Genomic DNA, 25,006 nt, shown 5'->3' with positions numbered 1-25,006 from the left:
AGGGACTCCGGCTCAGTCCGGCAGGGGTGCGCCCGCGCGCAGCCAGCCGAGCAGGTCGTCCGTGACCCGCTCGCCCTCCGCGGCGACATCCGCGCAGACCGCGCCCAGGCCGAGCCGGTGGACGGAGACGCGGTCGCGGCCGTGGCGGCGCATGAGGAGTCCGTCGCCCCCGCTGTCGTCGCCGACCAGCACCCAGCCGGGCGCGTACCGGGGCACCTCGAAGGTCTCGTTGCGTTCCTGGATCAGGTGCGGGCCGTAGATGTGCACGCCGTTGTCGAGCAGCACGCCCGGAGTCGACCGCCACAGCCGGGCCACCGCCGGAACGGGCCCGTCCCGCAGGCCGCGCGACAGGGCCGCCCGGACGGCCAGGAACCCGGCGAAGGACTCCGCCACCGGGTACTCGCAGCCGTCCGCGCCGTCACGGCACACCACCGGGTACTCCCCGGCCTCGCCGGCCCGGCCGAGGACGAAGTGGTAGCCGTCGCCGCAGTCAGGCTCGACGGCGAAGCAGAGCCGGTCGCCGTCCAGCCGCCACCCGGCGGTGACGGACTCGTACATGTCGTCGTACATGCCGTCGTCGGTTCCGCCGGGCCCGACCGTCGCGATGTCCGCGTCCCCGGCCCGTCCGTGGCCGTACTCGGCCAGCCACCACCGGTACGACGGCGGCAGCGGGCCGACGCGTGCCTCGGCCTCCCGGATCAGGGCCTCCGGCACGGCGCCCGCGGGTCCGCGTCCGAACCCCGGTGATCCTTCGATCAGGTCCCGCAGCAGTGTCAGGTCGGGTCTCACGGTGCGGAGTCTGCCAGGGCGGGCCGGCCGGACGGGCCCGGGGCCGGCCCGGCCCCTCAGCCGTCTGGCCGGCCAGTCGTCCAGTTGTCCGTCCGTCCAGCCGTCCGGTCGTCCGGCCGCTCAGCCGCGCAGGACGGCGCGGAGCTGTTCGAGGCCCCAGTCCAGGTCCTCCTTGCTGATCACCAGCGGCGGGGCGATCCGGATCGTCGAGCCATGGGTGTCCTTGACCAGCACCCCGCGCTCCATCAGCTTCTCGGAGATCTCCCGGCCGGTGCCGCGGCGCGGGGCGATGTCGACCCCCGCCCACAGCCCGCGGCCGCGCACCTCCTCCACCGCACCGCCGCCCACCAGCAGCCCGAGCTCCTGGTGCAGGTGCTCGCCCAGCTCGGCCGCCCGCTGCTGGAACTCGCCGGTGCGGAGCATCGCGATGACCTCCAGCGCGACGGCGCAGGCGAGCGGATTCCCGCCGAACGTCGAACCGTGCTCACCGGGCCGGAACACCCCGAGCACGTCCTGCGACGAGACCACCGCCGACACCGGCACCACACCACCGCCCAGCGCCTTGCCGAGCACGTACATGTCCGGCACCACACCCTCGTGCTCGCAGGCGAAGGTCCGGCCGGTCCGGCCCAGGCCCGACTGGATCTCGTCCGCGATGAACAGCACGTTCCGCTCGCGGGTGAGCTCGCGCACCCCGGGGAGATAGCCGGGCGGCGGCACCAGCACCCCGGCCTCGCCCTGGATCGGCTCCATCAGCACCGCCACGGTGTTCTCGGTCATCGCCTCCCGGAGCGCCGTGAGATCCCCGTACGGCACGATCTCGAACCCCGGCGTGTAAGGGCCGAAGTCCTCCCGTGCCTCCGGGTCCGTGGAGAAGCTGATGATCGTGGTCGTCCGGCCGTGGAAGTTGTTCGCGGCGACGATGATCTTCGCCATGCCGTCCGGGACGCCCTTCACCCGGTACCCCCACTTGCGGGCCGTCTTGACCGCGGTCTCCACGGCCTCCGCCCCGGTGTTCATCGGCAGCACCGACTCCATGCCGCACAACTCGGCGAGCTGCGTACAGAAGTCGGCGAACCGGTCGTGGTGGAAAGCACGTGAGGTGAGTGTCACCCGCTCCAGCTGCGCCTTGGCCGCGTCGATCAGGCGCCGGTTGCCGTGACCGAAGTTGAGCGCCGAGTAGCCGGCCAGCATGTCGAGGTAGCGGCGGCCCTCGACATCGGTCATCCAGGCCCCGTCCGCCGTGGCGACGACGACGGGCAACGGATGGTAGTTGTGCGCGCTGTGCGCCTCGGCGGAGGCGATGGCGGTTTCCGTGGTCGACACGGGATCTCCGTTCGTCGTGCGGCGTGGGCAGGGGGGTGGTGCCCACTTTGTATCGTTGGTCGGATCAGTGGCGGGGAAACCTGTGTTTCCCGGCGCGCCAGGCCGGTCGGGGCCCGGTGCCCGCACCTGAGACAATGAGTTCCATGGCCTCTGAACGCCCCCGTGTGCTCTCCGGGATCCAGCCCACCTCAGGCTCGATCCACCTCGGCAACTACCTCGGCGCGGTCCGCCAGTGGGTGGCGCTGCAGGACTCCCACGACGCCTTCTACATGGTTGTGGACCTGCACGCGATCACCGTCCCGCAGGACCCCGCGCAACTGCGCGCGAACACCAGGCTCGCCGCCGCCCAGCTGCTCGCCGCCGGGCTCGACCCGGAGCACTGCACGCTCTTCGTCCAGAGCCACGTCCCCGAGCACGCCCAGCTCGGCTGGGTCATGAACTGCCTCACCGGCTTCGGCGAGGCGTCGCGGATGACGCAGTTCAAGGATAAGTCCGCCAATCAGGGCACCGACCGGACCACGGTCGGTCTCTTCACGTACCCGATGCTGATGGTGGCCGACATCCTGCTGTACCAGGCCGACCAGGTCCCGGTCGGTGGGGACCAGCGCCAGCACCTGGAGCTGACCCGCGACCTGGCCGAGCGGTTCAACGCCGGCTACGGCGACACGTTCACCGTGCCGAACCCGTACATCCTCAAGGAGACGGCGAAGATCTACGACCTCCAGGACCCGTCGGCGAAGATGAGCAAGTCGGCGGCCACCCCGAAGGGCCTGATCAACCTTCTGGACGAGCCGAAGGTCACCGCCAAGAAGGTGAAGAGCGCGGTCACCGACACCGACACGGTCATCCGCTTCGACCCGGTGGAGAAGCCCGGGGTCAGCAATCTTCTGACCATCTACTCGACACTCACGGGCACCGGTATCGCGGACCTGGAGCAGAAGTACGAGGGCAAGGGCTACGGTGCGCTCAAGACCGACCTCGCCGAGGTCGTGGTCGAGTTCGTCACACCCTTCCGGACCCGCACCCAGGAATACATGGACGACCCGGAGACGCTGGACTCGATCCTGGCCAAGGGCGCGGAGAAGGCCCGTGCCGTCGCGGCCGAGACCCTGGCCCGGACGTACGACCGGATGGGCTTTCTTCCCGCGAAGCACTGAGTCCAAGGACCCTGGCGGTTTCGCTGCCGCAGGCGTCACACTGGCGACGGGAAGCTGAACCCGGGTGGGTGGCCGGAAGCAGGCCATCGACCATCGAGCATTGAGGAGGACGACGTGGGGACCGTAACGCTCGGCGTTTCGATCGCGGTCCCGGAGCCCTACGGCAGCCTGCTCCAGGAGCGGCGCGCGAGCTTCGGGGACCCTGCCGCGTACGGCATTCCCACCCACGTCACCCTTCTCCCGCCGACCGAGGCCGAGGCGGCCGACCTGCCCGCGATCGAGGCGCATCTCGCCCGGATCGCGACGGGCGGCCGCCCCTTCCCGATGCGGCTGTCCGGCACGGGGACCTTCCGTCCCCTCTCGCCGGTCGTCTTCGTCCAGGTCGTCGAGGGCGCCTCGGCCTGCACCTGGCTGCAGAAGCGGGTCCGGGACGCCTCCGGACCGCTGGTGCGCGAGCTCCAGTTCCCGTACCACCCGCACGTGACCGTGGCGCACGACATCGCCGAGGAGGCGATGGACCGGGCGTACGCCGAGCTCGCCGACTACGAGGCGGCCTGGAGCTGCGATTCCTTCGCGCTGTACGAGCAGGGCCCGGACGGCGTCTGGCGCAAGATCAACGAGTTCCCGTTCGGCGGCGGGGGCGGCACGCCAGCCGTGCCCGCGCAGGGCGGCTCCTCCGTGGACGAGCCCTCCCTGCGCCCCTGAGCGCCCCCGCGGGTGCGGGCTTCCCGCGCGTGCGGCCTCAGATCGGCAGACGCCGGAACAGCGGTCGCGGCACGTGCCGCAGCGCCGACATCACCGCACGGAGCGACCCCGGCACCCACACCGTCTCCGAGCGCCGCCGCAGCCCCGTCACGATGGCCTCCGCGACCGCGTCCGGCGTCGTGGTGAGGGGCGGCGCCTCCAGCGGCGCCGAGGCGAACCGGGCCGAGGCCGACCGCGCCGCGGTGATCCGGGCCGACGCGAGCAGCGCCGTCCCGCCCCGGGCTCCCGCCGGTGACCCGGCCGGCGCCGTCTCCCCGGCCGGCTCCGGTCGTACGACGCCGGGGCGCACGACCATCACATGCACCCCGGTCCCGTGCAGCGCGTCCCCCAGCCCCTGCGTGAACGCGTCCAGGCCCGCCTTGCTGGACCCGTAGATGAAGTCCGCGCGGCGGGCGCGTTCGCCCGCCACCGAGGAGAGCACCACCAGCGAGCCGTGCCCCTGAGCCTGGAGTGCGCCGGCGCACACCAGCCCGGCGGAGACGGCTCCGGTGTAGTTGGTCTGGGCGACCCGGGCCGCGGCGAGCGGTTCCTCCTCGTCGCGCCCCTGGTCGCCCGCGATGCCGAAGGCGAGCAGCACCATGTCGATGTCGCCCTCGGCGAAGATCTTGCCGAGCGCCTCCTCGTGCGACTCGATGTCCAGGGCGTCGAAGCCGGCGGTGCGGACGTCGGCGCCGCGGGCGCGCAGTTCGGCGGCGGCCGCGTCCAGGGCGGGGCCGGGGCGCCCGGCCAGCCGGACCGTGCGGGTCCGCAGGGCGATCAGCCGCCGGGCGGTGGCCAGCGCGATCTCCGACGTGCCGCCGAGGACGAGCAGGGACTGCGGGGCTCCGAAGGCGTCCTTCACGGGAACACTCCTTGCGACGTGGGGGAGGAAGGGGGCAGCGGTGGTCAGAGCGACAGGCGGCGCGACAGGTCCGAGCGGAAGGCCCCGTCCGGGTCCAGCTCGGCGCGCAGCGACCGGAAGTCCGCCAGCCTCGGATACATCGCGGCCAGCAGCTCCGGCCGGAGCCGGGAGTCCTTCGCCAGGCAGACCCGGCCGCCGGCCGCCGCCACCTCCTCGTCCAGCGAGTCCAGGAACCCGGCCAGTCCGGGCAGGGCGGCGGGCAGGCCGAGGGCGAGCGTCCAGCCGGGCACCGGGAAGGACAGCCAGCCGGGGTCCCCGGCGCCGAACCGTTTGAGCACGGCGTTCACCGCCGGGCAGCGCCGCCGGGAGATCCGGTGCACGATCCGGCGCAGCGTCTCCTCCTGGCCGTGGCCGACGGCGAACTGGTACCGCACGGATCCGGACCGCCCGGGGATCCTGCTCCGGTGCGGCAGGCCGTCCAGGGGGTGGAAGAACGCGGTGAGCCGCTGGAGTTCACCGATCCGGTATCTGGGCGCGCCGCGGTACCGGAGCTCGCCCAGCAGGGCGGCCGGGGCGCCGCCGAGCAGCGCCTCCGGTACGAGGGCGGGGGAGGCCGGCAGCAGCCCCGGGCGGAACGAGAGCGGTGTGCGCCGGGCGCGCGCCGGGAGCGCGTACCGGGGCACGTGCTCCCCGCGGGTGAGCACGGAGCGGCCGGTCGCCCGGCCGCGGGCGCGGAGATCGATCCAGGCGGCCGAGTAGCGGTAGCGGTGGTCCCCGGCGGCGAGCCGTTCCAGCAGGTCGTCCAGGTCGACGGCGCGTTCGGTGTCGACCGACATCCATGAGCTGGTGACGCGGTGGCACCGGAGCGTGACCGAGAGGATCACCCCCGTCAGGCCGAGGCCGCCCGCGGTCGCGTCGAAGAGAGCGGTGCCGGGCCGGACCGTACGGATCTCGCCCCCGGCGGTCAGCAGCTCCAGCTCCTGGACGTGCCGGGAGAAGGAGCCCGCGACGTGCTGGTTGTGACCGTGGATGTCGGCGCCGACCGCGCCGCCCACGGTGACGTAGCGGGTCATGGGCGTGACGGGGACGAACCAGCCGAGCGGCAGCAGGACTTCCGTCAGCCGGTGCAGGCTGACCCCGGCGTCGCAGACCACGAGTCCGGCGCCGGAGTCGATGGCGCGGATCCGGTCGAGCCCGGTCATGTCGAGGACGGAGCCGCCCGCGTTCTGGGCCGCGTCGCCGTGCGCCCGGCCGAGGCCCCGGGCGATGGAGCCGCGGGGCCCGCAGCCGCGTACCGTCGCCGCCGCCTCCTCGTACGAACGGGGGCGGAAACGCAGGGCGGTTGTCGGGGCGGTGCGGCCCCAGCCGGTCAGGGACACGGTGTCGACGGACATGACGGTGACCGTATCGCCCGAGAAAACCCTTTCGAGGCATTTGTTACAACACTCACCGGTATGGGTGATTGAAGAAGCGTCGGGCCGTGCGGCCCCGGGGCCGGTTTCGGTTTTCCGGGCCCGGAAGGGTAGTCGTACGTCATGGACTGGCTGAAAAACCTCCCCGTCATCGGGCCGATCGTCTCCCGGCTGATGGCGACGCACGCCTGGCGCTCCTACGAGACGCTGGAGCGGGTCCATTGGGCCAGGCTTTCCGCCGCGATCACCTTCATCAGCTTCCTGGCGCTCTTCCCGCTGATCGCGGTCGGTGCGGCGATCGGTGCCGCGCTGCTCTCCACCGGGCAGCTCCACAAGATCGAGGACAAGCTGGCAGAGCAGGTGCCGGGCATCTCCGACCAGCTCGGCATCTCGAGCCTGGTGGCCAATGCGGGCACGGTGGGAGGGGTGGCCGGTGTGGTGCTGATCTTCACCGGCATCAGCTGGATCGGCTCGATGCGGGACTGCCTGCGCGCCGTCTGGGGCGTGGACGACATGGACCTGGGCAATCCGGTCCTGCGCAAACTCAAGGACGCGGGGCTGTTGTTCGGGCTCGGCGGGGCGGCGCTCGCCACCTTCGCCGTGTCGTCGGTCGGCTCCGTCGCCGTCGGCTGGGCCGCCGATCTGCTGGGTATCTCGGACCGGGGCGCGGGCGGTGTGGTGCTGCGGGTGGCCGCCATGGTCGTGGGAGCGCTCGCCGGCTTCCTGCTGCTGCTCTATCTGCTGACCCTGCTGCCCGGCGTCGAGCCGCCGCGGCGCAGGCTGCTGGTCGCCGGCGCGATCGGCGCGATCGGCTTCGAACTGCTCAAGCTGCTGCTCGGCAGCTACATGAAGGGCGTGGCGTCGAAGAGCATGTACGGCGCCTTCGGGGTGCCCGTCGCGCTGCTGCTGTGGATCAACCTCTCGGCGAAGCTGCTGCTGTTCTGCGCCGCCTGGACGGCGACGCAGAACAGCGAGGAGGGTGAGGAGGACGAGAAGGACACCGAGGAGGTGCCGAGGACGGTCAGCGGCGAGGAAGGCGACGCACCAGGTCCGGCAGCGGCCAGCGCCGGTTGACCAGGAACACCGCGCCGGCCAGCAGCACCAGGGCGCCCCCGGCGATGCCCAGCGCGATCCCGGCGCCTCCGCCGCCGCCCTCGGCCGCGGCGGTCTTCGCGGTCGGCGCGGGGCCGTTCCTGCCCTCGTCCTCGCCCTGCTCGCCCGCGGGGCCCTTCCCGGTACCCGTGCCGGTGGTGGCGGACTTGGGGGGCACCAGCTCGCCGACCGGGGACACCTTGCCGCTCGCGTCGAAGCCCCAGTCGAGGAGGCTGGCGGCCTCGTCGTAGACGGCGTGGGCCTTGTCGGACGACGGGTTCATGACGGTGACGAGCAGCACCTTGCCGTTGCGTTCCGCGACTCCGGTGAAGGTGTTGCCGGCGTGTGTGGTGTAGCCGTTCTTGACGCCCGCGATGCCCTTGTACGGGGCGACGCCGCCCGCGCCGGTGAGCAGCTTGTTGGTGTTCTGGATGCCGAAGCTCTCGCGCTTGCCCTTCTTCTCCGCGCCGGGGAACTGCGCCTCGGCCGTCGAGCAGTACTCCCGGAAGTCCGCCTTCTGCAGCCCGCTGCGGGCGAACAGCGTCAGGTCGTACGCGCTGGAGACCTGGTCGGGCGCGTCGTACCCGTCGGGCGACACCACCTTCGTGTCGAGCGCCTGCAACTCCTCGGCGTGCGCCTGCATCGCGTCGACGGTCTTGGGGACGCCGCCGTACATCGCGGAGAGCACATGCACCGCGTCGTTGCCCGAACGCAGGAACACCCCGAGCCACAGATCGTGGACGGTGTAGGTGAGGTTCTCCTTGATGCCGACCAGGCTGCTGCCCTCGCCGAGGTCGGCGAGATCCTCGTCCTTGACCGTGTACTCCTGGGTCTTCGGCTGGAGCGCGGGCATCACGGTGTCCGCGAAGAGCATCTTCAGGGTGGAGGCGGGAGGCAGCCGCCAGTGCGAGTTGTGCGAGGCGAGCACCTGGCCGCTCTCCGCGTCCGCGACGATCCAGGACCTGCCCGTGAGGCCCTTCGGCAGCACCGGGGCGTCCGGTCCCAGCTTGACCTGCGTACCGGCCCGGCCCAGCAGTTCGCCGCCGACGTTGGACATGCCCGCAGGCGGCTTCGGCTGTTCGTCCGAGGTGTCCTTGCCGAGCGCCGATGCCGGGCTGACAACAAACGTGGACAACAACGCGGCAGAGATGACCGTCAGCGCGGTCTTTTTGAGAGCAGGCACGGTCGAAAACGTACCGTGTGAAGATATGAAAATAGGTGCGGACGCCTTGACTCGCCGGGCATACCGCCGGGACAGCCCACCCCGGGCGGCTCCGCCGGACTGCCGCGGAGATACTGAGTCCATGAAGCTCAGCCGCCCCGTCTCCTGGTTCCTGCTCGCCTTCGGGGTGTGGAGCTGGTTCATCTGGATCACTTTCGTCAAGAACCTGTGGAAGGACGGCAGCGGACTCGCCTTCGACGACGCGGGTGACCCGACTGCGTACTTCTGGGTTCATCTGCTGCTCGCCATCACGTCCTTTCTCCTGGGGACGGCCGTCGGAGTGATCGGGTTCCGTGGCGTCAGGGCCCTGCGCCGCGAACGCGCATAACAGGCCGTAGAGCGGCGGAGGGGAGCAGGCGGCGGTGGCCGGTCTCGTGCTGATGGTGATCGTGGTGCTCACGCTGCTGGCCGGCGTGCACCGCTATCTGTGGCGCCGCTTCGTCGGTGACACGACGGCCGAGGGCGGTGCCCTGCGCAGGGCCGGCACGGTGGCCGCGTACGTGCTGCCGCTGCTGAGCATCGGCGCGCTGGTCTCCGGGCGCGCGGGCGCGCCCTTCTGGCTCCAGCGGGTGCTGGCCTGGCCGGGCTATCTGTGGCTGGCCGCCGTGCTGTACCTGACGCTGGCTCTGCTGGTGGGCGAGGCGGTACGTCCGGTGCTCCGCCGGGCGCTGTCGCGCCGGGCGGACCGGGCCGGGCGGCCGGAGGGCACGGACACGGCGCCGGCGGACGGTACGCCCGGTACGGATCCGGCAATTGGCGCAAACCGATCGGACCTCCCGCCGGGTACGAGCGCTTCCGCCGCACCGGCCTCCGGCGGCGCCGCCCCGGACACCCTCGTCGCCGAGGTCGCCGTTCCGGTCCCGCCCCGCCCCGACGGCCCCACCCGCCGGCTGTTCGTCGCGCGGGCCGTCGGCGGGGCCGCCGCCGTCGCCGGGCTCGGTACGGTCGGCTACGGCACCTACGGGGTGCTGCGCGGGCCGCGGGTCAAGCGGATCACCGTCCCGCTCGCCAAACTGCCGCGCTCCGCGCACGGCTACCGGATCGCCGTCGTCAGCGACATCCACCTCGGCCCGACCCTCGGCCGCGCCCACACCCAGCGGATCGTCGACACCATCAACCGGGCCCAGCCGGACCTGGTCGCCGTCGTCGGGGATCTCGTCGATGGAACCGTCGCCGATCTCGGGCCGGCCGCGGAGCCGCTCGCCCGGCTGAAGGCCCGGCACGGGAATTACTTCGTCACCGGTAATCACGAGTACTACTCCGGTGCCGCCCAATGGATCGAGCACGTAAGAGAATTGGGGCTTCATCCGCTGGAGAACGCCCGGGTCGAGATCGCTGGATTCGATCTTGCGGGCGTCAATGACGTGGCCGGTGAGAGCGAAGGGCGGGGCCCCGACTTCGCCCGGGCGCTCGGCGACCGGGACCGTACTCGCGCCGCCGTTCTCCTGGCCCATCAGCCCGTCGTGATCCATGACGCGGTCGCCCACGGAGTGGATCTCCAGCTCTCCGGCCACACCCACGGCGGCCAGCTCTGGCCGGGCAACTACATCGCGGATCTGGCCAATCCCACGGGCGCCGGGCTCGACCGGTACGGCGACACCCAGCTGTACGTGTCACGCGGCGCGGGGGCCTGGGGGCCGCCGGTACGGGTCGGCGCGCCCTCCGACATCACCGTCGTGGAGCTCGCCTCGCTGCGGGCGTGACTCTCCGTCGACGACAGGTTCCGGACGTTCGAATGCACCCCAGGTTTCAACTGTCCAACAAAAGGCTATGAGTCACAGTTTTACTCTTCCAGATGTGAAAATCGTGTGATTGGCTGATCGCGAGCATGGGGTGTTGTGCGTATCTGAGCGCAACGTCGAGGTGGGGCTGGTAAGGGAGAGCACGTCAATGCGGTCGGTCCGGCTACGGATTCTCGCGATTCTCGCGGTTTTGGTCATCGCAGGCGTTCTCGCCTGGCAACTGCTCCCCTCGGACGAGGTGAACGACGACCCCATCGCGGTCGGCACGACGGACGAGGTCACCTCGCTCGACCCGGCCGGTGCGTACGACGCGGGCTCCTGGGCGATGTACAGCAACATCTACCAGTCCCTGCTGACGTTCAAGTCCGGGGCGGTCGTGCCCGAGCCCGACGCCGCCGAGAGCTGCGGGTTCATCGGCCAGAAGCTCCAGACGTACCAGTGCAAGCTCCGTGACGACCTGACGTTCTCCAACGGCCGCAAGATCACGGCCGAGGACGTCAAGTACTCGATCGAGCGCATGATCAGGATCAAGACGGACGTCGGTCCCTGGGTGCTCTTCCCGAGCCTCAAGAACGTGGTGGCCGACGGCCGCACCGTCACCTTCAACCTCTCCTCGCGCGACGCGACCTTCCCGCAGAAGCTCGCCACCGGAGCCGGTTCGATCGTCGACCGCGAGTCCTACCCGGCGGACAAGCTCCGCAAGAGCAACACCGTCGACGGCTCGGGTCCCTACCTGCTGAAGACGTACCGGTCGGGCGAGATCGCCGAGCTGGTTCCCAATCCCCTCTACAAGGGCGCGCTGAGCAAGACCGGCGTCCCGGTCACCGTGCACTACTACGACAAGTCGGACGACCTCCAGGCCGCCTGGAAGGCCAAGCAGGTCGACGTCACGCACCGCGAACTGCCGCCGGCCACGCTCGCCGAGCTGAACCCCGGCGACCCCGACCTGCGCGTCACCGAGGCGGACAGCGCCGAGATCCGCAACCTCGTCTTCAACGTCCGGCCCGGCACCCCGCTGGCCAACAAGAAGGTCCGGCAGGCCATCGCCTCGATCATCGACCGCGGGCCGCTGGTGAGCGATGTCTACAAGAGCAACGTCGAGCCGCTCTACTCGCTGATCCCGCAGGGCTACATCGGGCACAGCACACCGTTCTTCGACGCCTACCCCTCGCCCGACCCGGCGCGCGCCAAGCAGCTGATGAAGGACGCCGGAGTGCAGACGCCGGTGAACATCAGCTTCGGCTACCGCGGCGGGGACGAGGCCTACGCGAAGGAGACCGCGGAGCTGCGCAGCCAGCTGGAGGCCGACGGGCTGTTCAAGGTCACGGTCCACGCCGTCGAGTGGACGAAGTTCCAGAAGGCGTACGCGGCCGGCAAGTACGACGCGTACACGATCGGCTGGCTCCCCGACTACCCGGACCCCGACACCTTCAGCCAGCCGCTGGTCGGCCGCGACAACAGCCTCCACAACGGCTACTCCAGCAAGAAGGTGGACAGCCTGATCAGCTCCACGCTGCAGTACAGCGACCGCGGACGCACCGCGGCCGACTTCAAGGAGCTCCAGGCGCAGGTCGGCGAGGACGTGCCGCTGGTCCCGCTGTGGCAGAAGAAGGACTACGTCGTCAGCACGACGGACGTCTCCGGTTCGCAGTACCTCTCGGACGGCACCGGCCTCTGGCGGCTCTGGGAACTGAAGCGGATCTGACGGTCCGCCGCACGTGACAGCGGGGGCGGTCCGCCGGCACTTGCCGGACGGCCGCCCCGTCGCCGTTCCGAGACCGGCAGGCGATCGGGGGCGATTGCCGGCCGGTCTAACTTGATCTTTAACCTGTGCGGCGTGGACGTGGGGTCGTTGGCTTCTTCGTTCGTCGCTTTGCGGGGGCCGTTTTGCCGACCGTGTGCACGTCGTGGCGTGGGGTTGGCCGGGTGTTCTTGCGGCCGGGTGGCCGGCCTGGGCCGGGGTGGGAGGATTTCGGTGCTCCGGCGGGACAGGCTGCCTTGGGGCGGAGGTGCCGGAAATCGCGGCGGACTCGTGCGGGGGTGAGTCTGTCGGGCGGGCTCGGTTTCTCCCACGGCCGCCGGAGGTCGGCTGCCAGCGGGCGGGCCAGACGTAGCTGGGTGAAGACGGCGAGGATCAGCCAGGTCCAGCGGTCGGCTGCTTCGGGGGTGCGGATCTTGGGGCAGGTCCAGCCCAGGGTCTGCTTGAAGAGGCGGAAGGTGTGCTCGATGTCGAAGCGCCGCAGGAATGCCTGCCAGAGCAGGTCGACCTGGGTGGCGGTGGCGTCGGTGCCCGACCACCACAGCCACACCGGCTTCGGTGTCGCGCCGCTGGGCAGGTGCTCGACCTGCAGGCGGATCACGGTCCCCTCGATCACCGGCAGGGAGCCCAGCTGGGCAGTCCAGGCCGAGCGGTGGGTCAGTCTCGGGTGGAGCCGGTCCCAGGCCCGTGCGGTGGCGGTGCCGTAGAGACGGGTTGCGGTCACCGTCTGCGCGTCGGGTGTGTTCCAGGTGGTCGGGTCGCCGAAGACGAACTCGCCGCCGTGGCGGGGCGGGCGGCCCCGGGCGCCGGGCTCGCGGGGCGGGACTGCACGGCGCAGGACGCGGTCCGAACGCATCCGGCCCAGCACCTGCACCGGCAGATCCTTCAGCAGGAAGGCCAGCCGTGGCACGTCGTATCCGGCGTCCACCACGATCAGAACGTCCGGATCGCCGTCCTTCCACTGCCCGGCCGCCATCAGCCGCTCGACGAGCTCACGCATCTGCCCGGCCGTGACCGTGGCAGCATCATCCCCCGGGGCCAGACGCAGCGCGTCCAGCGGCGCCGTCCACGAACTGCGGCCCGTCTCCAGTGCGCAGATCACCGAGTACGGCCAGCCGGGCACGGGAATGTGCTGGTCCTTGCCCCGCCCGTAGGTGTGACACAGGATCCGCTGCGGTGAGGTGTGCGCGCTGGGCCGCAGCCAGCAGGTGATATCGGCGGCCAGGACCAGCCGGCCGTCCGCCGATCGCGGCAGAGGCACCGCGGTCAGGGCCCGCCGAAGCCGGGCCACATCGACCTCGCCCGCGGCCAGAGCGTCGTAGAGCCCACCATGCCCGCGACGATGCTCGCCCACCAGCGACAGCTCCACCAGCGACCGAACCGGACCATCGGCGCACAACACGGCGTCCGCGAGCTCGAACAACGCATCCGCCCGCCTGGTCAGACAGGAATAGAACTCACCCCGGAAGCGTGACAGTTCCGCAAACGGATCCTGCCGTACGACGCGATGCGACAGACTCATTCCCACGGCCTTCGTGCTGAGTGTTGTGTGTTCCTTGGTCGGATCACATGCTCAGACGAAGGCCGCCTGCACGTACGGCAGTTACCGGTCCGAGTGATCAAGTACGAGGACTCGTTCGGGCCCCGAGGTTAAAGATCAAGCTAAGGCTTGTCCCGGTTCTTGGGCTTCGCGGCGCCGGGCAGGAACTCCTCAAGCACCTCGTGGATTTGCCGCACCAGCGGCCGCAGCACCCGGAACCGGGAGAGCGCGATGGCGCGGGCGCCGATCGGGGCTGAGCGCTCGACCAGGCGGCGGCTGCGTTCGGTGTGCTCCGTGCGGTCGTACACCCAGAACAGCACCAGGCCCATCTGTATCAGCCACATCAACTGTGGCAGCAGTTCGGCCAGTTCGGGGTCGGTCTTGGTGTCGGACCCGGCCAGGCACCGCCGGTGGATGGAGATCGCCGCCTCGCGGGCCGCGACCGACTCCGCCGAGAACGGGCTGAGCGGGCTCTCCGGGTCGGCGGCGTTCTTGAAGAACTGGGCGGCGAAGCGGTGGTACGGCTCCGCCACGTCCAGCCAGGTGAGCAGGACCCCGCGCATGCGCACCGCGAGGTCCTTGTCGCCGTCCAGGACCGGCTGCACGGCCGCCGCGTGCTCGGCTGCGAGCCGGTCGTAGAAGCCCTGGACGAGGTGTTCCTTGTTCGTGAAGTAGTAGTAGGCGTTCCCCACGGAGACGCCGGCCTCCTGGGCGATGGCCCGCATCGTCGTCTTGTCGTAACCGCGTTCCTGGAAGAGCCGGAGCGCCGTTTCGAGGATGAGTGTGCGGGTCTGCTCGCTCTTGGGAGCCTTGACTTCCTTCACGTCCTTCGCTTCCTTCACCACAGTCCCGAGGGTATCCGGCGCGCTCAGCCCTCGGATCCGGGGACCGTACAGGCACCGCCTCCGTCCGCCCGGCCGCACGGTGGAGCGGTCAGGGAACGGTACTTCGCTGCGGCGAGCACGGTGGCCCGGGCGAACGGGCGGCCCGCCGGTGTGGTCAGCCAGTGGGCCCTGGGCCGGTGTTCGGCCAGCGCCCAGAGGCAGACGATCCACGCGGAGGTCCCGCGGTAGATCTGCCCCCGGTCGCCGATCACCGTGATCTCGTCCAGCGTCCCGGCGTGGTCGAGCCCGGGGAAGCGGTGCCGCGCCTCCTCGGAGGCCGCCGGGACGAGGTCGAGCGGGACGAGCTGACGCTGCTTCGTCAGCCACTGGCGCAGATGGAGGCAGAGCGGGCACCGGGCGTCGTACAGCACCGTCAGGCGCTCGACGGAGAGCCGCTGCCCGCCGGGTCCGCCCGTCATGGCGCTCAGGCCCTCGGGGCGGGCGCCGCCCACGGGCCGTTGCCCGGTCCCGTCCAGCCCTGCGGGGCCACGGGCGGGGTCTGCTCGCGCTCCATCAGACCGCGGCGGCGGATCTTGTTGAGCACATAGACATTGCCGAGGTGCAGCACACCGAGGACGAGCAGGACGACGCCGAGCTTCACCGACAGTGCCTCGAAGAGCCCGCGGGCGTCGGTGATGCCGTCGGAGTTCCTCAGGTAGAGGGTGACGAAGCCCAGGTTGACCAGGTAGAAGCCGACCACCAGCAGATGGTTGACGGCATCGGCGAGCTTCTCGTTCCCGTGCAGCACATCGGCGAGGAACACCTTGCCGTTGCGGCTGAGCGTGCGCGCGACCCAGACGGTCAGCGCCACGCTGATCAGTAGGTAGATGACGTACGCGACAACAGTGAGGTCCATGCCCCACCCTCCCTTGAACGCGTTCAAAAGCTGTTGTCATGGACTGTAGACCTGTAATTGAACATGTTCAAGCGAGGGGTGCGGCGGCCCGCTCCGGCTTCGTTCGGGTGTTGTGAAGTGCCGTAGGCCAGGGTGTCGTGAAGTGCCGTACACCCGGGTCTCGTGAAGGCCGTAGTCCCGGGCGTCGTGAAGTGCCGTACACCCGCCCCCGTCACCGGGACCGGGGCGGGCGCCTGGGACCGACGGGCGCTCAGCCGGTCCGCTCGGCCCCGCCGGCCCGGCCTGCCGTGTCGTCGGGGCCGGTGACGAGCTGGTCGGCCAGCTCCGCGCGCAGCTCGTCGAGATCCTTCGCGAGGATCTGCCCGAGCGCTTCGTTCCACTGCTGGGCCGCCTGCTCCACCGAGGACCGGAAGCCGCGGCGCAGCGGTACCCGGGCGAGCAGCAGCGCGAACGCGGCGACCGGCCGCAGCAGCAGCCGCCCGTGCACGCCGAGCGTGACATCGATGTGCCAGAGGCCCTGCTCGGCCCGGCGCGGCCGCAGGTACAGGCGGGCGATCCCCAGCCGGTGCCTCAGCCGCGCCTGGGCCGGTGCGCGGGCCACCGGGGGCGCCCCGGGCGCGAGGGCGGCCGCGGCCCACCAGGCGGTCAGATCGAGCGATGCCCTGCCCGACAGCCGGTACAGCGAACCCGAGCCCTCGGGACCCCGGACCCGCCCCTCGATCTCCAGTGCCGCCGGGCGGTCGGGCTCGCGCAGCCGCACGGTCATCCGCCCCGACAGCTCCGGTGACCGCATCAGCTGTTCGACGGCGATCGCGCTGCCGCGCCGCCACTCCCGTATCACCGTCGTCTCCAGCTCCCCGGTGTCGGAGCCGCTGGACTCGTACCGGGCGCCCGGCCGCAGATGGCGGCCCTTGACGAGAGCGAGGCCGGGGACCGCACGCCCGTCCGGCAGCACGATGTTCCGGCCCCGGGCCCGGGTGGACTCGGCGAGATCCCAGAGCAGCGGGGCGCAGGCGTCGAGCAGCTCGCGGTCCGGTGCGACGACGATGACGGTGTGATCCAGGCGGGCCATCGTGGCCGTCTGTCAGACGCTCATCGCGCGAGCCGTGTTGAGCTGGGCCATCACCATGGGGAAGGTGTCCTGGCTCACCGCCGGGATCATCGTCGAGTGGTGCCGGCCGCCGCTGGTCACCGAGACCTGGACGAAGCCGGTAGTCCGCTTCTCCTTCATCAGGAGGAACAGCAGACCGACCAGGCAGAAGAGCGCGAAGACGATCGCGAGCACGATCGCCACCGTCGGGATCTTCTCCTCGGTGCGCGTGAGGTCCGTCGCCGTCCACACCGCGCCCTTGAGCGGCATCGGACCGGCCGGGGTCACGATCTGGTCCTGCATCACGGCGATGTCGCCGAACGTCAGGACCGGCATACCGGCGCCGCCCACCGGAGCACCCGGATGCTGCGGGAAGCCGCTGCCGGGCATGGTCGGCTGGGCGGCGACGCCCTGTGGGTAGCCGTAACCGGGGCCGGGCTGGACGGCGGAATCGGGCAGCGGCTGTGGGTAGCCGTACGCCGGGGCGCCCGGACCGGGCTGGGCCTGGCCGTCCGCGACGGTGGGCGGATTGCCAGGCTGCTGGGGAGCCGGCCCCCACTTGTATGAGTCGTCCGCGTACGGATTCGGATCGCTCAACGTTCCCCGCTCTCGATCAGGCTGTGTGCCCCGGGCCTGCCGCGCCGGCGGCGAACCGGTGCCGGTTCCGCACGACCGTACCGTCAAGCCCGCGGCGGCGCAGCAAGAGGCCCCGTTCCCCGCGGTGTTGCCGCGGAGAACGGGGCCGGATGCGACTGCCGTGCCGGTGGCGGTCAGAAGCGGCGCGTGATCAGCGCCCGCTTGACCTCCTGGATCGCCTTGGTGACCTCGATGCCACGCGGGCAGGCGTCCGTGCAGTTGAAGGTGGTGCGGCAACGCCACACACCGTCACGGTCGTTGAGGATCTCCAGGCGCTGCTCGCCGCCCTCGTCGCGCGAGTCGAAGATGAAGCGGTGCGCGTTGACGATCGCCGCCGGGCCGAAGTACTGGCCGTCGTTCCAGAACACCGGGCACGAAGACGTGCACGCGGCGCACAGGATGCACTTGGTGGTGTCGTCGAAGCGCTCGCGGTCCTCGGCGGACTGCAGGCGCTCGCGGGTCGGCTCGTTCCCCTTGGTGATGAGGAAGGGCATGACGTCGCGGTACGCCTGGAAGAACGGGTCCATGTCGACCACGAGGTCCTTGAGGACCGTGAGGCCCTTGATGGCCTCGACCGTGATCGGCTTCTCCGGGTTGACGTCCTTGATCAGCGTCTTGCAGGCGAGCCTGTTCTTGCCGTTGATCCGCATCGCGTCGGAGCCGCAGATGCCGTGCGCGCAGGAGCGGCGGAACGTCAGCGTGCCGTCGATGTCCCACTTGACCTTGTGAAGGGCGTCGAGCACACGCTCCTTCGGGTCGATCTCGATCTGGAAGTCCTGCCACTGGGTCTCGTCGGAGACCTCGGGGTTGAAGCGGCGGATCCGGAGGGTGACCGTGATGTACGGGGAGGCAGGGGATGCCGAGGGGTTGGTCTCGACCTTGTCCAGAGTCGGGGTAGCCATCAGTACTTACGCTCCATCGGCTGGTAGCGGGTCTGGACGACCGGCTTGTAGTCGAGTCGGATCGACTCGGTGCCGTCGGCCGAGACCTCGCGGTACGCCATGGTGTGGCGCATGAAGTTGACGTCGTCGCGGTTCGGGAAGTCCTCGCGGTAGTGACCACCGCGGGACTCCTTGCGGGCCAGCGCGGAGGTCGCCATGACCTCGGCCAGGTCGAGCAGGTTGCCCAGCTCGATGGCCTCCAGGAGGTCCGTGTTGAACCGCTTGCCCTTGTCCTGGACGGACACGTTGAGGTAGCGCTCGCGCAGCTCGGCGATCTTGTCGACGGCCGTCTTGATGGTCTGCTCGGTGCGGAACACCATCACATTGGCGTCCATGCACTCCTGCAGCTCCAGACGGAGCGCCGCGACCCGCTCGGTGCCCGTCGAGGTGAGCAGCCGCTCGACCTGGTCCTCGACCATCTGCGCCGGGTTCTCGGGAAGCTCGACGAAGTCGTGCTTCGCGGAGTACTCGGCGGCGGCGATGCCCGAACGGCGCCCGAAGACGTTGATGTCGAGCAGCGAGTTGGTGCCCAGCCGGTTGGCGCCGTGCACGGAGACGCAGGCGACCTCGCCTGCGGCGTACAGGCCCGGGACGACGGTGGTGTTGTCGGCCAGCACCTCGCCCTCGACGTTGGTCGGGATGCCGCCCATGGCGTAGTGCGCGGTCGGCTGGATCGGGATCGGGTCCGTGTAGGGCTCGATGCCGAGGTACGTACGCGCGAACTCGGTGATGTCCGGGAGCTTGGCGTCCAGCTGCTCCGGCGGGAGGTGCGTGAGGTCGAGGTAGACGTGGTCGCCCTCGGGACCGCAGCCGCGGCCCTCACGGATCTCCGTGTAGATGGAGCGGGACACGACGTCACGGGACGCGAGGTCCTTCATGACCGGCGCGTACTTCTCCATGAAGCGCTCGCCGTCCTTGTTGCGGAGGATGCCGCCCTCACCGCGGGCGCCCTCCGTCAGCAGGATGCCCATGCGCCAGATGCCCGTCGGGTGGAACTGGAAGAACTCCATGTCCTCCAGCGGCAGGCCCCGGCGCCAGGCCGCGGCCTGGCCGTCACCGGTCAGGGTGTGCGCGTTGGACGTCACCTTGAAGAACTTGCCGGTGCCGCCGGAGGCGAAGATGATCGCCTTCGCCTGGAAGACGTGGATCTCGCCGGTCGCCAGTTCGTACGCGACGACGCCGGCCGACTTCTTGACCCCGTCCACGTCCTGGAGCAGCAGGTCCAGGACGTAGAACTCGTTGAAGAACTCCACACCCTCCTTGACGCAGTTCTGGTACAGCGTCTGGAGGATCATGTGGCCGGTGCGGTCCGAGGCGTAGCAGGACCGGCGGACCGGGGCCTCGCCGTGGCTACGGGTGTGACCGCCGAACCGGCGCTGGTCGATCTTGCCCTCGGGCGTGCGGTTGAACGGCAGGCCCATCTTCTCCAGGTCGAGGACGGCGTCGATGGCCTCCTTCGACAGGATCTCGGCGGCGTCCTGGTCGACCAGGTAGTCGCCGCCCTTGATCGTGTCGAACGTGTGCCACTCCCAGTTGTCCTCCTCCACGTTGGCGAGCGCGGCGGCCATGCCGCCCTGCGCGGCGCCCGTGTGGGAGCGGGTCGGGTAGAGCTTCGTGAGCACGGCGGTACGGCTGCGCTTGGTGGACTCGATGGCCGCGCGCATGCCGGCGCCGCCGGCGCCGACGATGACGGTGTCGTACTTGTGGATCTGCATGATTTCCTCTGGTCCCTCTGGCCCGGCGCCTAGCGGATGTTCGGGTCGAAGGTGAAGATCACCAGCGTGCCCAGCAGGACGGTGAACACCGTGGCGGTGTACAGCAGCATCTTCAGCCAGAAGCGGGTGTTATCCCGCTCGGCGTAATCGTTGATGACCGTACGGAGGCCGTTGGCGCCGTGCAGCATGGCCAGCCACAGCATCGCCAGGTCCCAGAGCTGCCAGAACGGCGAGGCCCAGCGGCCCGCCACGAAGGCGAAGCCGATCTTGGAGACGCCGCCGTCCAGCACCAGCTGGATCAGCAGGTGGCCCAGGACCAGGACGACCAGGACGATGCCCGACAGGCGCATGAAGAGCCAGGCGTACATCTCGAAGTTGGTGCGCGAACCCTTGGGGGTCTTGCCGGTCCGCTTGCGCGGCGGCTCGATGACCGGGGCCGGGTTGTCTACGTCGTACAGGCTCACGCCTTCGACGGAGCCGATCGCGGCGGAGGACTCGGTGGACATTGGCCTCAGCTCCCGAATACTTCGCGTACGGCGTGGCCGAGGACCGGGTACAGCGCCCCGACCATCAGCACGACCCAGATGCCCACGACCGACCAGAGCATCTGCTTCTGGTAGCGCGGGCCCTTGGCCCAGAAGTCCACGGCGACGATACGGAGACCGTTCAGCGCGTGGAAGAGAATCGCGGCCACCAGGCCGTATTCGAGGAGCGCGACGATCGGCGTCTTGTACGTGGCCACGACGTCGTCGTAGGCCTCGGGGGAGACGCGGACGAGAGCGGTGTCCAGGACGTGTACGAACAGGAAGAAGAAAATGAGGACACCGGTGACTCGATGAGCCACCCAGGACCACATGCCTTCCCGGCCGCGGTACAGCGTTCCAGCCGGCACGGAAGAACCCTCCGGGAGCGGGGATTGGGGCCGGCCGGCTTGACTGTCGGTCTGACCCGGCCGGGTACGGTCCACCGGCCCCGGCCATCGTAGCGACGGTTTGTCGGTTCGTTCGCGCGGGGGCCCGCGGTGTGATCAAAGTGGCAATCAAACAGGCACGGACGGGCTAGAAAGGGCTGCTGCCCCGCTTTATCGAGCCCGTTCCGTTATGAAGCCGATACCAGCTCGATGATGCGGCCCCGGGCGAGTCGGCGCATCTCCTCCGCGGTCACCACCCGCTCCTGGTCGGGTTCGTGGGCCAGCCTGGTCCGGATCCCGGCGAGCACCTGGTCCGGCTGCTCGGCCGGTCCGATGCCGTCCAGGCAGATCACGAAGACATGCCCGAAGCGCGACTCGTACGCGGCGTGCGCGGCCCGCAGCGCCAGATGGGCGGAGTGCGGCGCGGCGTGGTGAAGTCCGGCGGAGACCTCGGCGGTGAGCGCCTCGGAGAGGTCCGCCGGGGCCAGGTCGTAGCCCGCCTCGTCGGCCGCGGCCAGCAGCGCGTCCAGGTCGGGATAGGGGCGATGGGCGGCCAGCCGCTGCGCCCAGCGACGGCTGCCGCAGCACTCCAGCAGGGCGGCCTCGGCCTCGGCGGGCGGCACGGCGTTGAAGCGGTCGAGGCCCGGGACGTGGGCGGGGACCTGCTCGGCGGCGGAATTCTGGATGGGCAGGGCCGTCCGGGTGGCCGGTTGGCGCAGTTGCTCCGGGAGGCCGGCGTGGGACTCGCTGGACCTTGTCAGCGTGGGCTCCTCGGATCAACGGCATCTGTGACCCTGGAGAGGGATGGGGGGAACGAAACCAGGCAGATGCAGGGTGAAGGGAGAGACGAATGTGCCTCAAAGCTAGCGAGGCGGGGCAACAGACGTCCGACAGATGCGCGAACTTCACCCGGACGGGAGAGTTTCGGATCGCCTGACGGACCGTACTCCAAGGAGAATGCCCGGCTGTCTCCCTGCTTCTGCCTCTTTTTCCGTACATAACGGAGGTTCCTTACCGATGTCGCCCTCACGTGGCGCTCTCGCGACCGGCGCGGTCCTCACCGCGGCGGCCGCCGCGACGATCGCCGTCGTCGTCTGGCCGGAGGGCTCCGACAACGGACTCGCCGGCCGGTCGTCGAACGCCCGGACCCCCGCGCCCTCCTCGGCCGCCCCTTCGCCCACCCGGAGTTACCCGCTCTCCACCGCCCCGCGCACCATCCCCGCGGTGCGCGAGCACATCGCGGCCCGCGGACCCGGCTGGCGCCCCGGCCCGGACGGCGGGGTCGTCATCGCCCGTGGCAGCGGGACGCTCGCCGACGAGGGCCGGCTGCTGGCCCAGGAGCTGAAGTTGCATTACCGGGGCGACGTCCCCGCCCGCGCGGGCGACGTGGAGCTGGCCCTCGCCCCGGGCAAGGGCACCCCCGAGTCGTACACCCTCGGCGTCCACGACGGACGGGTCACCATCAGTGGACCCGACCAGGCCGGCGTCTTCTACGGGACCCGCACCCTGAAGCAGTCGGTGCGCGCCGACGGCCGGATGCCGGAGGGCGAGGTGCGCGACCGCCCCGACCGGCCGCAGCGCGGCCTCAACCTCGACATCGCGCGCAAGTACTACACCGCCGCCTGGATCGAGGACCGGCTGCGCGAGATGGCCGACCTCAAGCTCAACCAGCTCGGCCTGCACTTCTCCGACGACCAGGCCTTCCGTATCGAGTCCCGCACCCACCCCGAGGTGGTGTCGCCGCTCCACCTCACCCAGGCGGAAGTGCGGCGGATCGTCTCCCTGGCGTCCCGGCTGCACATCGAGGTCGTCCCGGAGATCGACTCCCCGGGCCATCTCGGCGCGGTGCTGCGGGCGCACCCCGACCTCCAGCTGCGCAATGTGTCGGGCACGCGCTCGCCCGGCTCGCTCGACATCTCCGATCCGGGCTCGGCCAAGCTCGTCGACGAACTCCTGGGCGAGTTCACCGAGCTGTTCGGGGGCGCGTACTGGCACCTGGGCGCCGACGAGTACCTCGCGCTGATGGCGCGGAACCCGGCCGCCTCCTACCCGCAGCTGCAACGCGCCGCCCAGCAGAAGTACGGGGCGCGGGCGGGCATCAAGGACCTGACGACCGGCTGGCTGAACGACCGCGCGGCGGTGGTACGCCCGCACGGCAAGCGGCCCAAGGCGTGGAACGACGGCTTCTTCCGGGACGGGATCGTCCACGCCGACAAGGACATCGAGGTCGAGTACTGGACGGGCAAGGAGTACGGCGCCCGGCCGCCGGAGGAGTACCTGGGCGAGGGCCGGCGCGTGGTGAACCTCAACGACGAGTTCCTCTACTACGTGCTCGGTCAGCCCAACCAGTTCGTCTACCCGACGGGCGAGCGGATCTACGAGCAGTGGACCCCGCTCGTCCTGCGTGGCACCCGGCCGGTCCCGGCGCGCTACTCCGGTCAGATCCTCGGCGGCCGGTTCGCGGTCTGGGGCGACCTCCCGCAGGCACAGACCCCGGCGCAGGTGGCGCAGGGCATCCGGATGCCGCTGCGCGCGACCGCCCAGAAGCTGTGGGTGCCGGGTAAGCCCGCGCTGAGCTGGGACCGTTTCCGGGCACTGGCCGCACGGATCGACGGGACGGGTTGAGCGCGATCGTCGTGGGCAGCCCGGCGGGACGGTGGTGCCGGGCGGGATCACTCGTGGACAGCCGGGTAGCGGGAGGCTAGGTTCCGGATGCCGCGCGCTCCGGGGAGGGGCGCGCGTTCTCGCGTCCGTTTCAGAGCCTTGGGGGGTTCCACTTCATGCTGTGCTCCACCTGCCGCATCAGACCGCCGGTCACCGACGACGGACGGTGCCTGCTCTGCGCCGGTCCGGCCGGAGCGGCGTCCCCGATGCCGCCACCCCCGGCCTTCATCGCCCCGCAGCAGTATCTGCGTTCGCCCGAGGGGCTCGCGAAGGCCGTCGTCGTACTGCTGGCGGTCGTCGCGGCGGCGGATCTGCTCGCCGTGGCGGCGGGCCTGAACACCCGCCGTGTGATCGCGGCCGGGGTGGAGAACGACTTCGCGGCGTACGACGAGGCGGAGGCGACGCTCGCGGACAATCTGTACGGGTCGGCGGGCGCGCTGCAGAGCCTCGCGAGCCTGGCCACCGCGGTCGTCTTCATCATCTGGTTCCGGCGGGTACGGCTCAACGCCGAGGTGTTCGACCCGAGCACACAGCCGATGCGGCCCGGCTGGGCCGTCGGCGCCTGGTTCGTCCCGATCGCCAACCTGGTGCTGCCGCGCCGGATCGCGGGCGGCATCTGGAACGCGAGCGCCCAGACCAACACCGACGGCAGTTGGCGCACGGTCCCGGCCACCGTGATGAACCTGTGGTGGGGGTTCTGGGTCGTCTCGCTGATCACCTCCCAGTACGCGGCCCGGCGGTACTGGGCGGCCGAGCAGCCGCAGGAGATCCTGGACACGGCGGGCCTGGTGGTGGCCACCGACGCCTTCGACATCGTGGCCGCGGTGTTCGCCGTCCTCTTCGTCCGCAAGCTGACCCGGATGCAGGGGGAGCGGGCGGCGCTCGGCATGTTCCCGCTGGCTGCCCAGGGTGCGCCGGGGCGCGATGCCTGGGGCCGCGCCCACTGAGCGATGCAATTCGGCCCTCCGTAGTGACGGTTTTGAGCCACTCGGCGCTGAACTCGGTAACAGGAAGCGCCTCGTCCCCATGTGCGCATACGGGGGCGTGCCGACGGGAGACGCCGATGAGCCTGCTGGAACTGATTGCCGCCGCCGACGAGCGGGGGCTCGCCGCGAGCGCGGTGGCCTGTCTCGACCGCTGTCTGCCGCAGCCCGCGGACGGAGCGGACCCGGATCCGCTCCGTCCGCTCTGGGCGGGCTGCGCCGACGCGGCGGCCTGGCCGGACCGCCTCGCGGAGGTCCGTGCGGCACTGGACGCCGCGGCCGACGAGGAGGGCGCCGCCCCGCGGATCCGGAAGCTGCTGGTCGAGGCGCCCGCGGACCGGGCGGCGCCGGGCCTGCGGGACTGGGCCGACGCGTGCTCCCTGCTGGCCCTGGAGGTCCACCTCGACCCGGACGCGGCGCCGGGCACCGCTGCCGAGGCGGTGCGGTGCCGGGACCAGGACGATCCGGACGCGGCGGGCCCGTTGCCGGCCGGGGAACTGCGCCGGCAGATCCGGATCCTGGAGATGCTGGCCGACGCCCCGGACGCCGCGCCGGCCGGTGCCGGGCTGCGCCAGGTGCTGGAGGTGTCGGCGGAGGGGCAGCGGGTGCTGCGCGCCGCGGTCTCGCGGCGGGCCCGGGGGCGGGGCTGAGACGTGTCCCGGCCCCGGGACGGGCCTGGGAC

The 25,006-nt window shown here is 70.7% G+C and carries 25 protein-coding genes; 9 read left to right on the top strand and 16 right to left on the bottom strand.

Annotation, left to right across the window (positions count from 1 at the left end):
• Nucleotides 1–12: 12 nt before the first annotated feature.
• A complete protein-coding gene (locus OHA19_RS15915; protein WP_405715984.1) occupies nucleotides 13–789 on the bottom strand; it encodes an SMI1/KNR4 family protein in 777 nt (258 codons plus the stop codon).
• Between the two features lie 120 nt (nucleotides 790–909).
• On the bottom strand, nucleotides 910–2,115 hold the full coding sequence (gene rocD, locus OHA19_RS15910) for an ornithine--oxo-acid transaminase (RefSeq protein ID WP_405715986.1): 1,206 nt from the start codon (nucleotides 2,113–2,115) through the stop codon (nucleotides 910–912).
• 143 nt (nucleotides 2,116–2,258) lie between these two features.
• On the opposite strand from rocD, the gene trpS reads away from it, so the two are divergent.
• Together trpS and OHA19_RS15900 are read left to right on the top strand one after the other, a co-directional pair.
• The gene (trpS, locus tag OHA19_RS15905; protein WP_405715988.1) at nucleotides 2,259–3,272 is read left to right on the top strand and encodes a tryptophan--tRNA ligase; all 1,014 of its coding nucleotides are present in this window, start codon (nucleotides 2,259–2,261) and stop codon (nucleotides 3,270–3,272) included.
• A gap of 114 nt (nucleotides 3,273–3,386) precedes the next feature.
• Entirely contained in the window at nucleotides 3,387–3,977 is a 591-nt protein-coding gene (locus OHA19_RS15900; RefSeq protein WP_405715990.1) for a 2'-5' RNA ligase family protein, read from the top strand.
• Nucleotides 3,978–4,014: 37 nt separating this feature from the next.
• Here OHA19_RS15900 and OHA19_RS15895 read toward each other — a convergent pair whose 3' ends face one another.
• Both OHA19_RS15895 and OHA19_RS15890 read right to left on the bottom strand, forming a co-directional pair.
• On the bottom strand, nucleotides 4,015–4,878 hold the full coding sequence (locus OHA19_RS15895) for an SDR family NAD(P)-dependent oxidoreductase (protein WP_405715992.1): 864 nt from the start codon (nucleotides 4,876–4,878) through the stop codon (nucleotides 4,015–4,017).
• Nucleotides 4,879–4,922: 44 nt separating this feature from the next.
• Nucleotides 4,923–6,272, bottom strand: a complete 1,350-nt coding sequence (locus tag OHA19_RS15890) for an FAD-binding protein (RefSeq protein ID WP_405750586.1) — start codon at nucleotides 6,270–6,272, stop codon at nucleotides 4,923–4,925.
• A 141-nt stretch (nucleotides 6,273–6,413) separates the two neighbouring features.
• Between OHA19_RS15890 and OHA19_RS15885 the strand changes: the two genes are divergently transcribed.
• On the top strand, nucleotides 6,414–7,364 hold the full coding sequence (locus tag OHA19_RS15885) for a YihY/virulence factor BrkB family protein (RefSeq protein WP_405715996.1): 951 nt from the start codon (nucleotides 6,414–6,416) through the stop codon (nucleotides 7,362–7,364).
• Here the strand turns inward: OHA19_RS15885 and OHA19_RS15880 are convergent.
• Complete coding sequence (locus tag OHA19_RS15880; protein ID WP_405715998.1) at nucleotides 7,312–8,565, bottom strand: D-alanyl-D-alanine carboxypeptidase family protein; 1,254 nt, start codon at nucleotides 8,563–8,565, stop codon at nucleotides 7,312–7,314. The genes OHA19_RS15885 and OHA19_RS15880 overlap by 53 nt on opposite strands.
• 121 nt (nucleotides 8,566–8,686) lie before the next feature.
• On the opposite strand from OHA19_RS15880, the gene OHA19_RS15875 reads away from it, so the two are divergent.
• The 3 genes from OHA19_RS15875 (at nucleotide 8,687) to OHA19_RS15865 (ending at nucleotide 12,051) form a co-directional block, all read left to right on the top strand.
• Entirely contained in the window at nucleotides 8,687–8,932 is a 246-nt protein-coding gene (locus OHA19_RS15875) for an SCO4848 family membrane protein (RefSeq protein WP_093549020.1), read from the top strand.
• Between the two features lie 52 nt (nucleotides 8,933–8,984).
• Entirely contained in the window at nucleotides 8,985–10,307 is a 1,323-nt protein-coding gene (locus OHA19_RS15870; RefSeq protein ID WP_405721803.1) for a metallophosphoesterase, read from the top strand.
• A 187-nt stretch (nucleotides 10,308–10,494) separates the two neighbouring features.
• Entirely contained in the window at nucleotides 10,495–12,051 is a 1,557-nt protein-coding gene (locus OHA19_RS15865) for an ABC transporter substrate-binding protein (protein ID WP_405716000.1), read from the top strand.
• Nucleotides 12,052–12,169: 118 nt separating this feature from the next.
• Here OHA19_RS15865 and OHA19_RS15860 read toward each other — a convergent pair whose 3' ends face one another.
• From OHA19_RS15860 to OHA19_RS15810, 11 genes are all read right to left on the bottom strand, one after another.
• Nucleotides 12,170–13,627 (bottom strand): NF041680 family putative transposase, encoded by a 1,458-nt coding sequence (locus OHA19_RS15860; protein WP_331754634.1) that lies wholly within the window; start codon nucleotides 13,625–13,627, stop codon nucleotides 12,170–12,172.
• A gap of 140 nt (nucleotides 13,628–13,767) precedes the next feature.
• Entirely contained in the window at nucleotides 13,768–14,490 is a 723-nt protein-coding gene (locus OHA19_RS15855; RefSeq protein WP_405716002.1) for a TetR family transcriptional regulator, read from the bottom strand.
• A gap of 23 nt (nucleotides 14,491–14,513) precedes the next feature.
• Nucleotides 14,514–14,948: a thiol-disulfide oxidoreductase DCC family protein gene (locus OHA19_RS15850; RefSeq protein ID WP_405716004.1), complete on the bottom strand. Its 435-nt coding sequence runs from the start codon at nucleotides 14,946–14,948 to the stop codon at nucleotides 14,514–14,516.
• A gap of 5 nt (nucleotides 14,949–14,953) precedes the next feature.
• On the bottom strand, nucleotides 14,954–15,385 hold the full coding sequence (locus OHA19_RS15845; protein WP_405716006.1) for a hypothetical protein: 432 nt from the start codon (nucleotides 15,383–15,385) through the stop codon (nucleotides 14,954–14,956).
• 250 nt (nucleotides 15,386–15,635) lie between these two features.
• Entirely contained in the window at nucleotides 15,636–16,457 is an 822-nt protein-coding gene (locus OHA19_RS15840; RefSeq protein ID WP_405716008.1) for a hypothetical protein, read from the bottom strand.
• Between the two features lie 12 nt (nucleotides 16,458–16,469).
• Entirely contained in the window at nucleotides 16,470–17,072 is a 603-nt protein-coding gene (locus tag OHA19_RS15835) for a hypothetical protein (protein WP_405750583.1), read from the bottom strand.
• Nucleotides 17,073–17,245: 173 nt separating this feature from the next.
• Nucleotides 17,246–18,013 carry a succinate dehydrogenase iron-sulfur subunit gene (locus OHA19_RS15830; RefSeq protein WP_405716011.1) on the bottom strand — a complete coding sequence of 256 codons (768 nt, stop codon included), beginning with the start codon at nucleotides 18,011–18,013 and terminating at the stop codon, nucleotides 17,246–17,248.
• Entirely contained in the window at nucleotides 18,013–19,767 is a 1,755-nt protein-coding gene (gene sdhA / locus OHA19_RS15825; protein WP_385817473.1) for a succinate dehydrogenase flavoprotein subunit, read from the bottom strand. Before sdhA ends, OHA19_RS15830 begins: the two co-directional genes overlap by 1 nt.
• Before the next feature lie 29 nt (nucleotides 19,768–19,796).
• A complete protein-coding gene (locus OHA19_RS15820; RefSeq protein WP_266415231.1) occupies nucleotides 19,797–20,273 on the bottom strand; it encodes a succinate dehydrogenase hydrophobic membrane anchor subunit in 477 nt (158 codons plus the stop codon).
• 5 nt (nucleotides 20,274–20,278) lie between these two features.
• Nucleotides 20,279–20,659 carry a succinate dehydrogenase, cytochrome b556 subunit gene (gene sdhC, locus OHA19_RS15815; protein WP_072486591.1) on the bottom strand — a complete coding sequence of 127 codons (381 nt, stop codon included), beginning with the start codon at nucleotides 20,657–20,659 and terminating at the stop codon, nucleotides 20,279–20,281.
• Between the two features lie 206 nt (nucleotides 20,660–20,865).
• Complete coding sequence (locus OHA19_RS15810) at nucleotides 20,866–21,369, bottom strand: 2-oxo-4-hydroxy-4-carboxy-5-ureidoimidazoline decarboxylase (protein ID WP_405721806.1); 504 nt, start codon at nucleotides 21,367–21,369, stop codon at nucleotides 20,866–20,868.
• A 325-nt stretch (nucleotides 21,370–21,694) separates the two neighbouring features.
• On the opposite strand from OHA19_RS15810, the gene OHA19_RS15805 reads away from it, so the two are divergent.
• The 3 genes from OHA19_RS15805 (at nucleotide 21,695) to OHA19_RS15795 (ending at nucleotide 24,974) form a co-directional block, all read left to right on the top strand.
• The gene (locus OHA19_RS15805) at nucleotides 21,695–23,302 is read left to right on the top strand and encodes a beta-N-acetylhexosaminidase (RefSeq protein ID WP_405750580.1); all 1,608 of its coding nucleotides are present in this window, start codon (nucleotides 21,695–21,697) and stop codon (nucleotides 23,300–23,302) included.
• Between the two features lie 155 nt (nucleotides 23,303–23,457).
• Complete coding sequence (locus tag OHA19_RS15800) at nucleotides 23,458–24,288, top strand: DUF4328 domain-containing protein (RefSeq protein WP_405716015.1); 831 nt, start codon at nucleotides 23,458–23,460, stop codon at nucleotides 24,286–24,288.
• Between the two features lie 116 nt (nucleotides 24,289–24,404).
• Nucleotides 24,405–24,974, top strand: a complete 570-nt coding sequence (locus OHA19_RS15795; RefSeq protein ID WP_405716017.1) for a hypothetical protein — start codon at nucleotides 24,405–24,407, stop codon at nucleotides 24,972–24,974.
• Nucleotides 24,975–25,006: the final 32 nt, after the last annotated feature.

This window comes from Streptomyces sp. NBC_00012 (genome assembly GCF_045040875.1).
Taxonomy (GTDB): Bacteria; Actinomycetota; Actinomycetes; order Streptomycetales; family Streptomycetaceae; genus Streptomyces.
Note: the sequence above shows the minus strand (reverse complement) of the source record. Positions and strands in the feature narration are given on the sequence as shown.

Excerpts from the sequence above, each read along its gene's own strand:
- trpS (WP_405715988.1), top strand. The coding sequence starts at position 2,259 with ATGGCCTCTGAACGCCCCCGTGTGCTCTCCGGGATCCAGCCCACCTCA.
- OHA19_RS15890 (WP_405750586.1), bottom strand. The coding sequence starts at position 6,272 with ATGTCCGTCGACACCGTGTCCCTGACCGGCTGGGGCCGCACCGCCCCG.
- OHA19_RS15885 (WP_405715996.1), top strand. The coding sequence starts at position 6,414 with ATGGACTGGCTGAAAAACCTCCCCGTCATCGGGCCGATCGTCTCCCGG.
- OHA19_RS15875 (WP_093549020.1), top strand. The coding sequence starts at position 8,687 with ATGAAGCTCAGCCGCCCCGTCTCCTGGTTCCTGCTCGCCTTCGGGGTG.
- OHA19_RS15870 (WP_405721803.1), top strand. The coding sequence starts at position 8,985 with ATGGTGATCGTGGTGCTCACGCTGCTGGCCGGCGTGCACCGCTATCTG.
- OHA19_RS15865 (WP_405716000.1), top strand. The coding sequence starts at position 10,495 with ATGCGGTCGGTCCGGCTACGGATTCTCGCGATTCTCGCGGTTTTGGTC.
- OHA19_RS15860 (WP_331754634.1), bottom strand. The coding sequence starts at position 13,627 with ATGAGTCTGTCGCATCGCGTCGTACGGCAGGATCCGTTTGCGGAACTG.
- OHA19_RS15850 (WP_405716004.1), bottom strand. The coding sequence starts at position 14,948 with ATGACGGGCGGACCCGGCGGGCAGCGGCTCTCCGTCGAGCGCCTGACG.
- OHA19_RS15845 (WP_405716006.1), bottom strand. The coding sequence starts at position 15,385 with ATGGACCTCACTGTTGTCGCGTACGTCATCTACCTACTGATCAGCGTG.
- OHA19_RS15840 (WP_405716008.1), bottom strand. The coding sequence starts at position 16,457 with ATGGCCCGCCTGGATCACACCGTCATCGTCGTCGCACCGGACCGCGAG.
- OHA19_RS15830 (WP_405716011.1), bottom strand. The coding sequence starts at position 18,013 with ATGGCTACCCCGACTCTGGACAAGGTCGAGACCAACCCCTCGGCATCC.
- sdhA (WP_385817473.1), bottom strand. The coding sequence starts at position 19,767 with ATGCAGATCCACAAGTACGACACCGTCATCGTCGGCGCCGGCGGCGCC.
- OHA19_RS15820 (WP_266415231.1), bottom strand. The coding sequence starts at position 20,273 with ATGTCCACCGAGTCCTCCGCCGCGATCGGCTCCGTCGAAGGCGTGAGC.
- OHA19_RS15805 (WP_405750580.1), top strand. The coding sequence starts at position 21,695 with ATGTCGCCCTCACGTGGCGCTCTCGCGACCGGCGCGGTCCTCACCGCG.
- OHA19_RS15800 (WP_405716015.1), top strand. The coding sequence starts at position 23,458 with ATGCTGTGCTCCACCTGCCGCATCAGACCGCCGGTCACCGACGACGGA.
- OHA19_RS15795 (WP_405716017.1), top strand. The coding sequence starts at position 24,405 with ATGAGCCTGCTGGAACTGATTGCCGCCGCCGACGAGCGGGGGCTCGCC.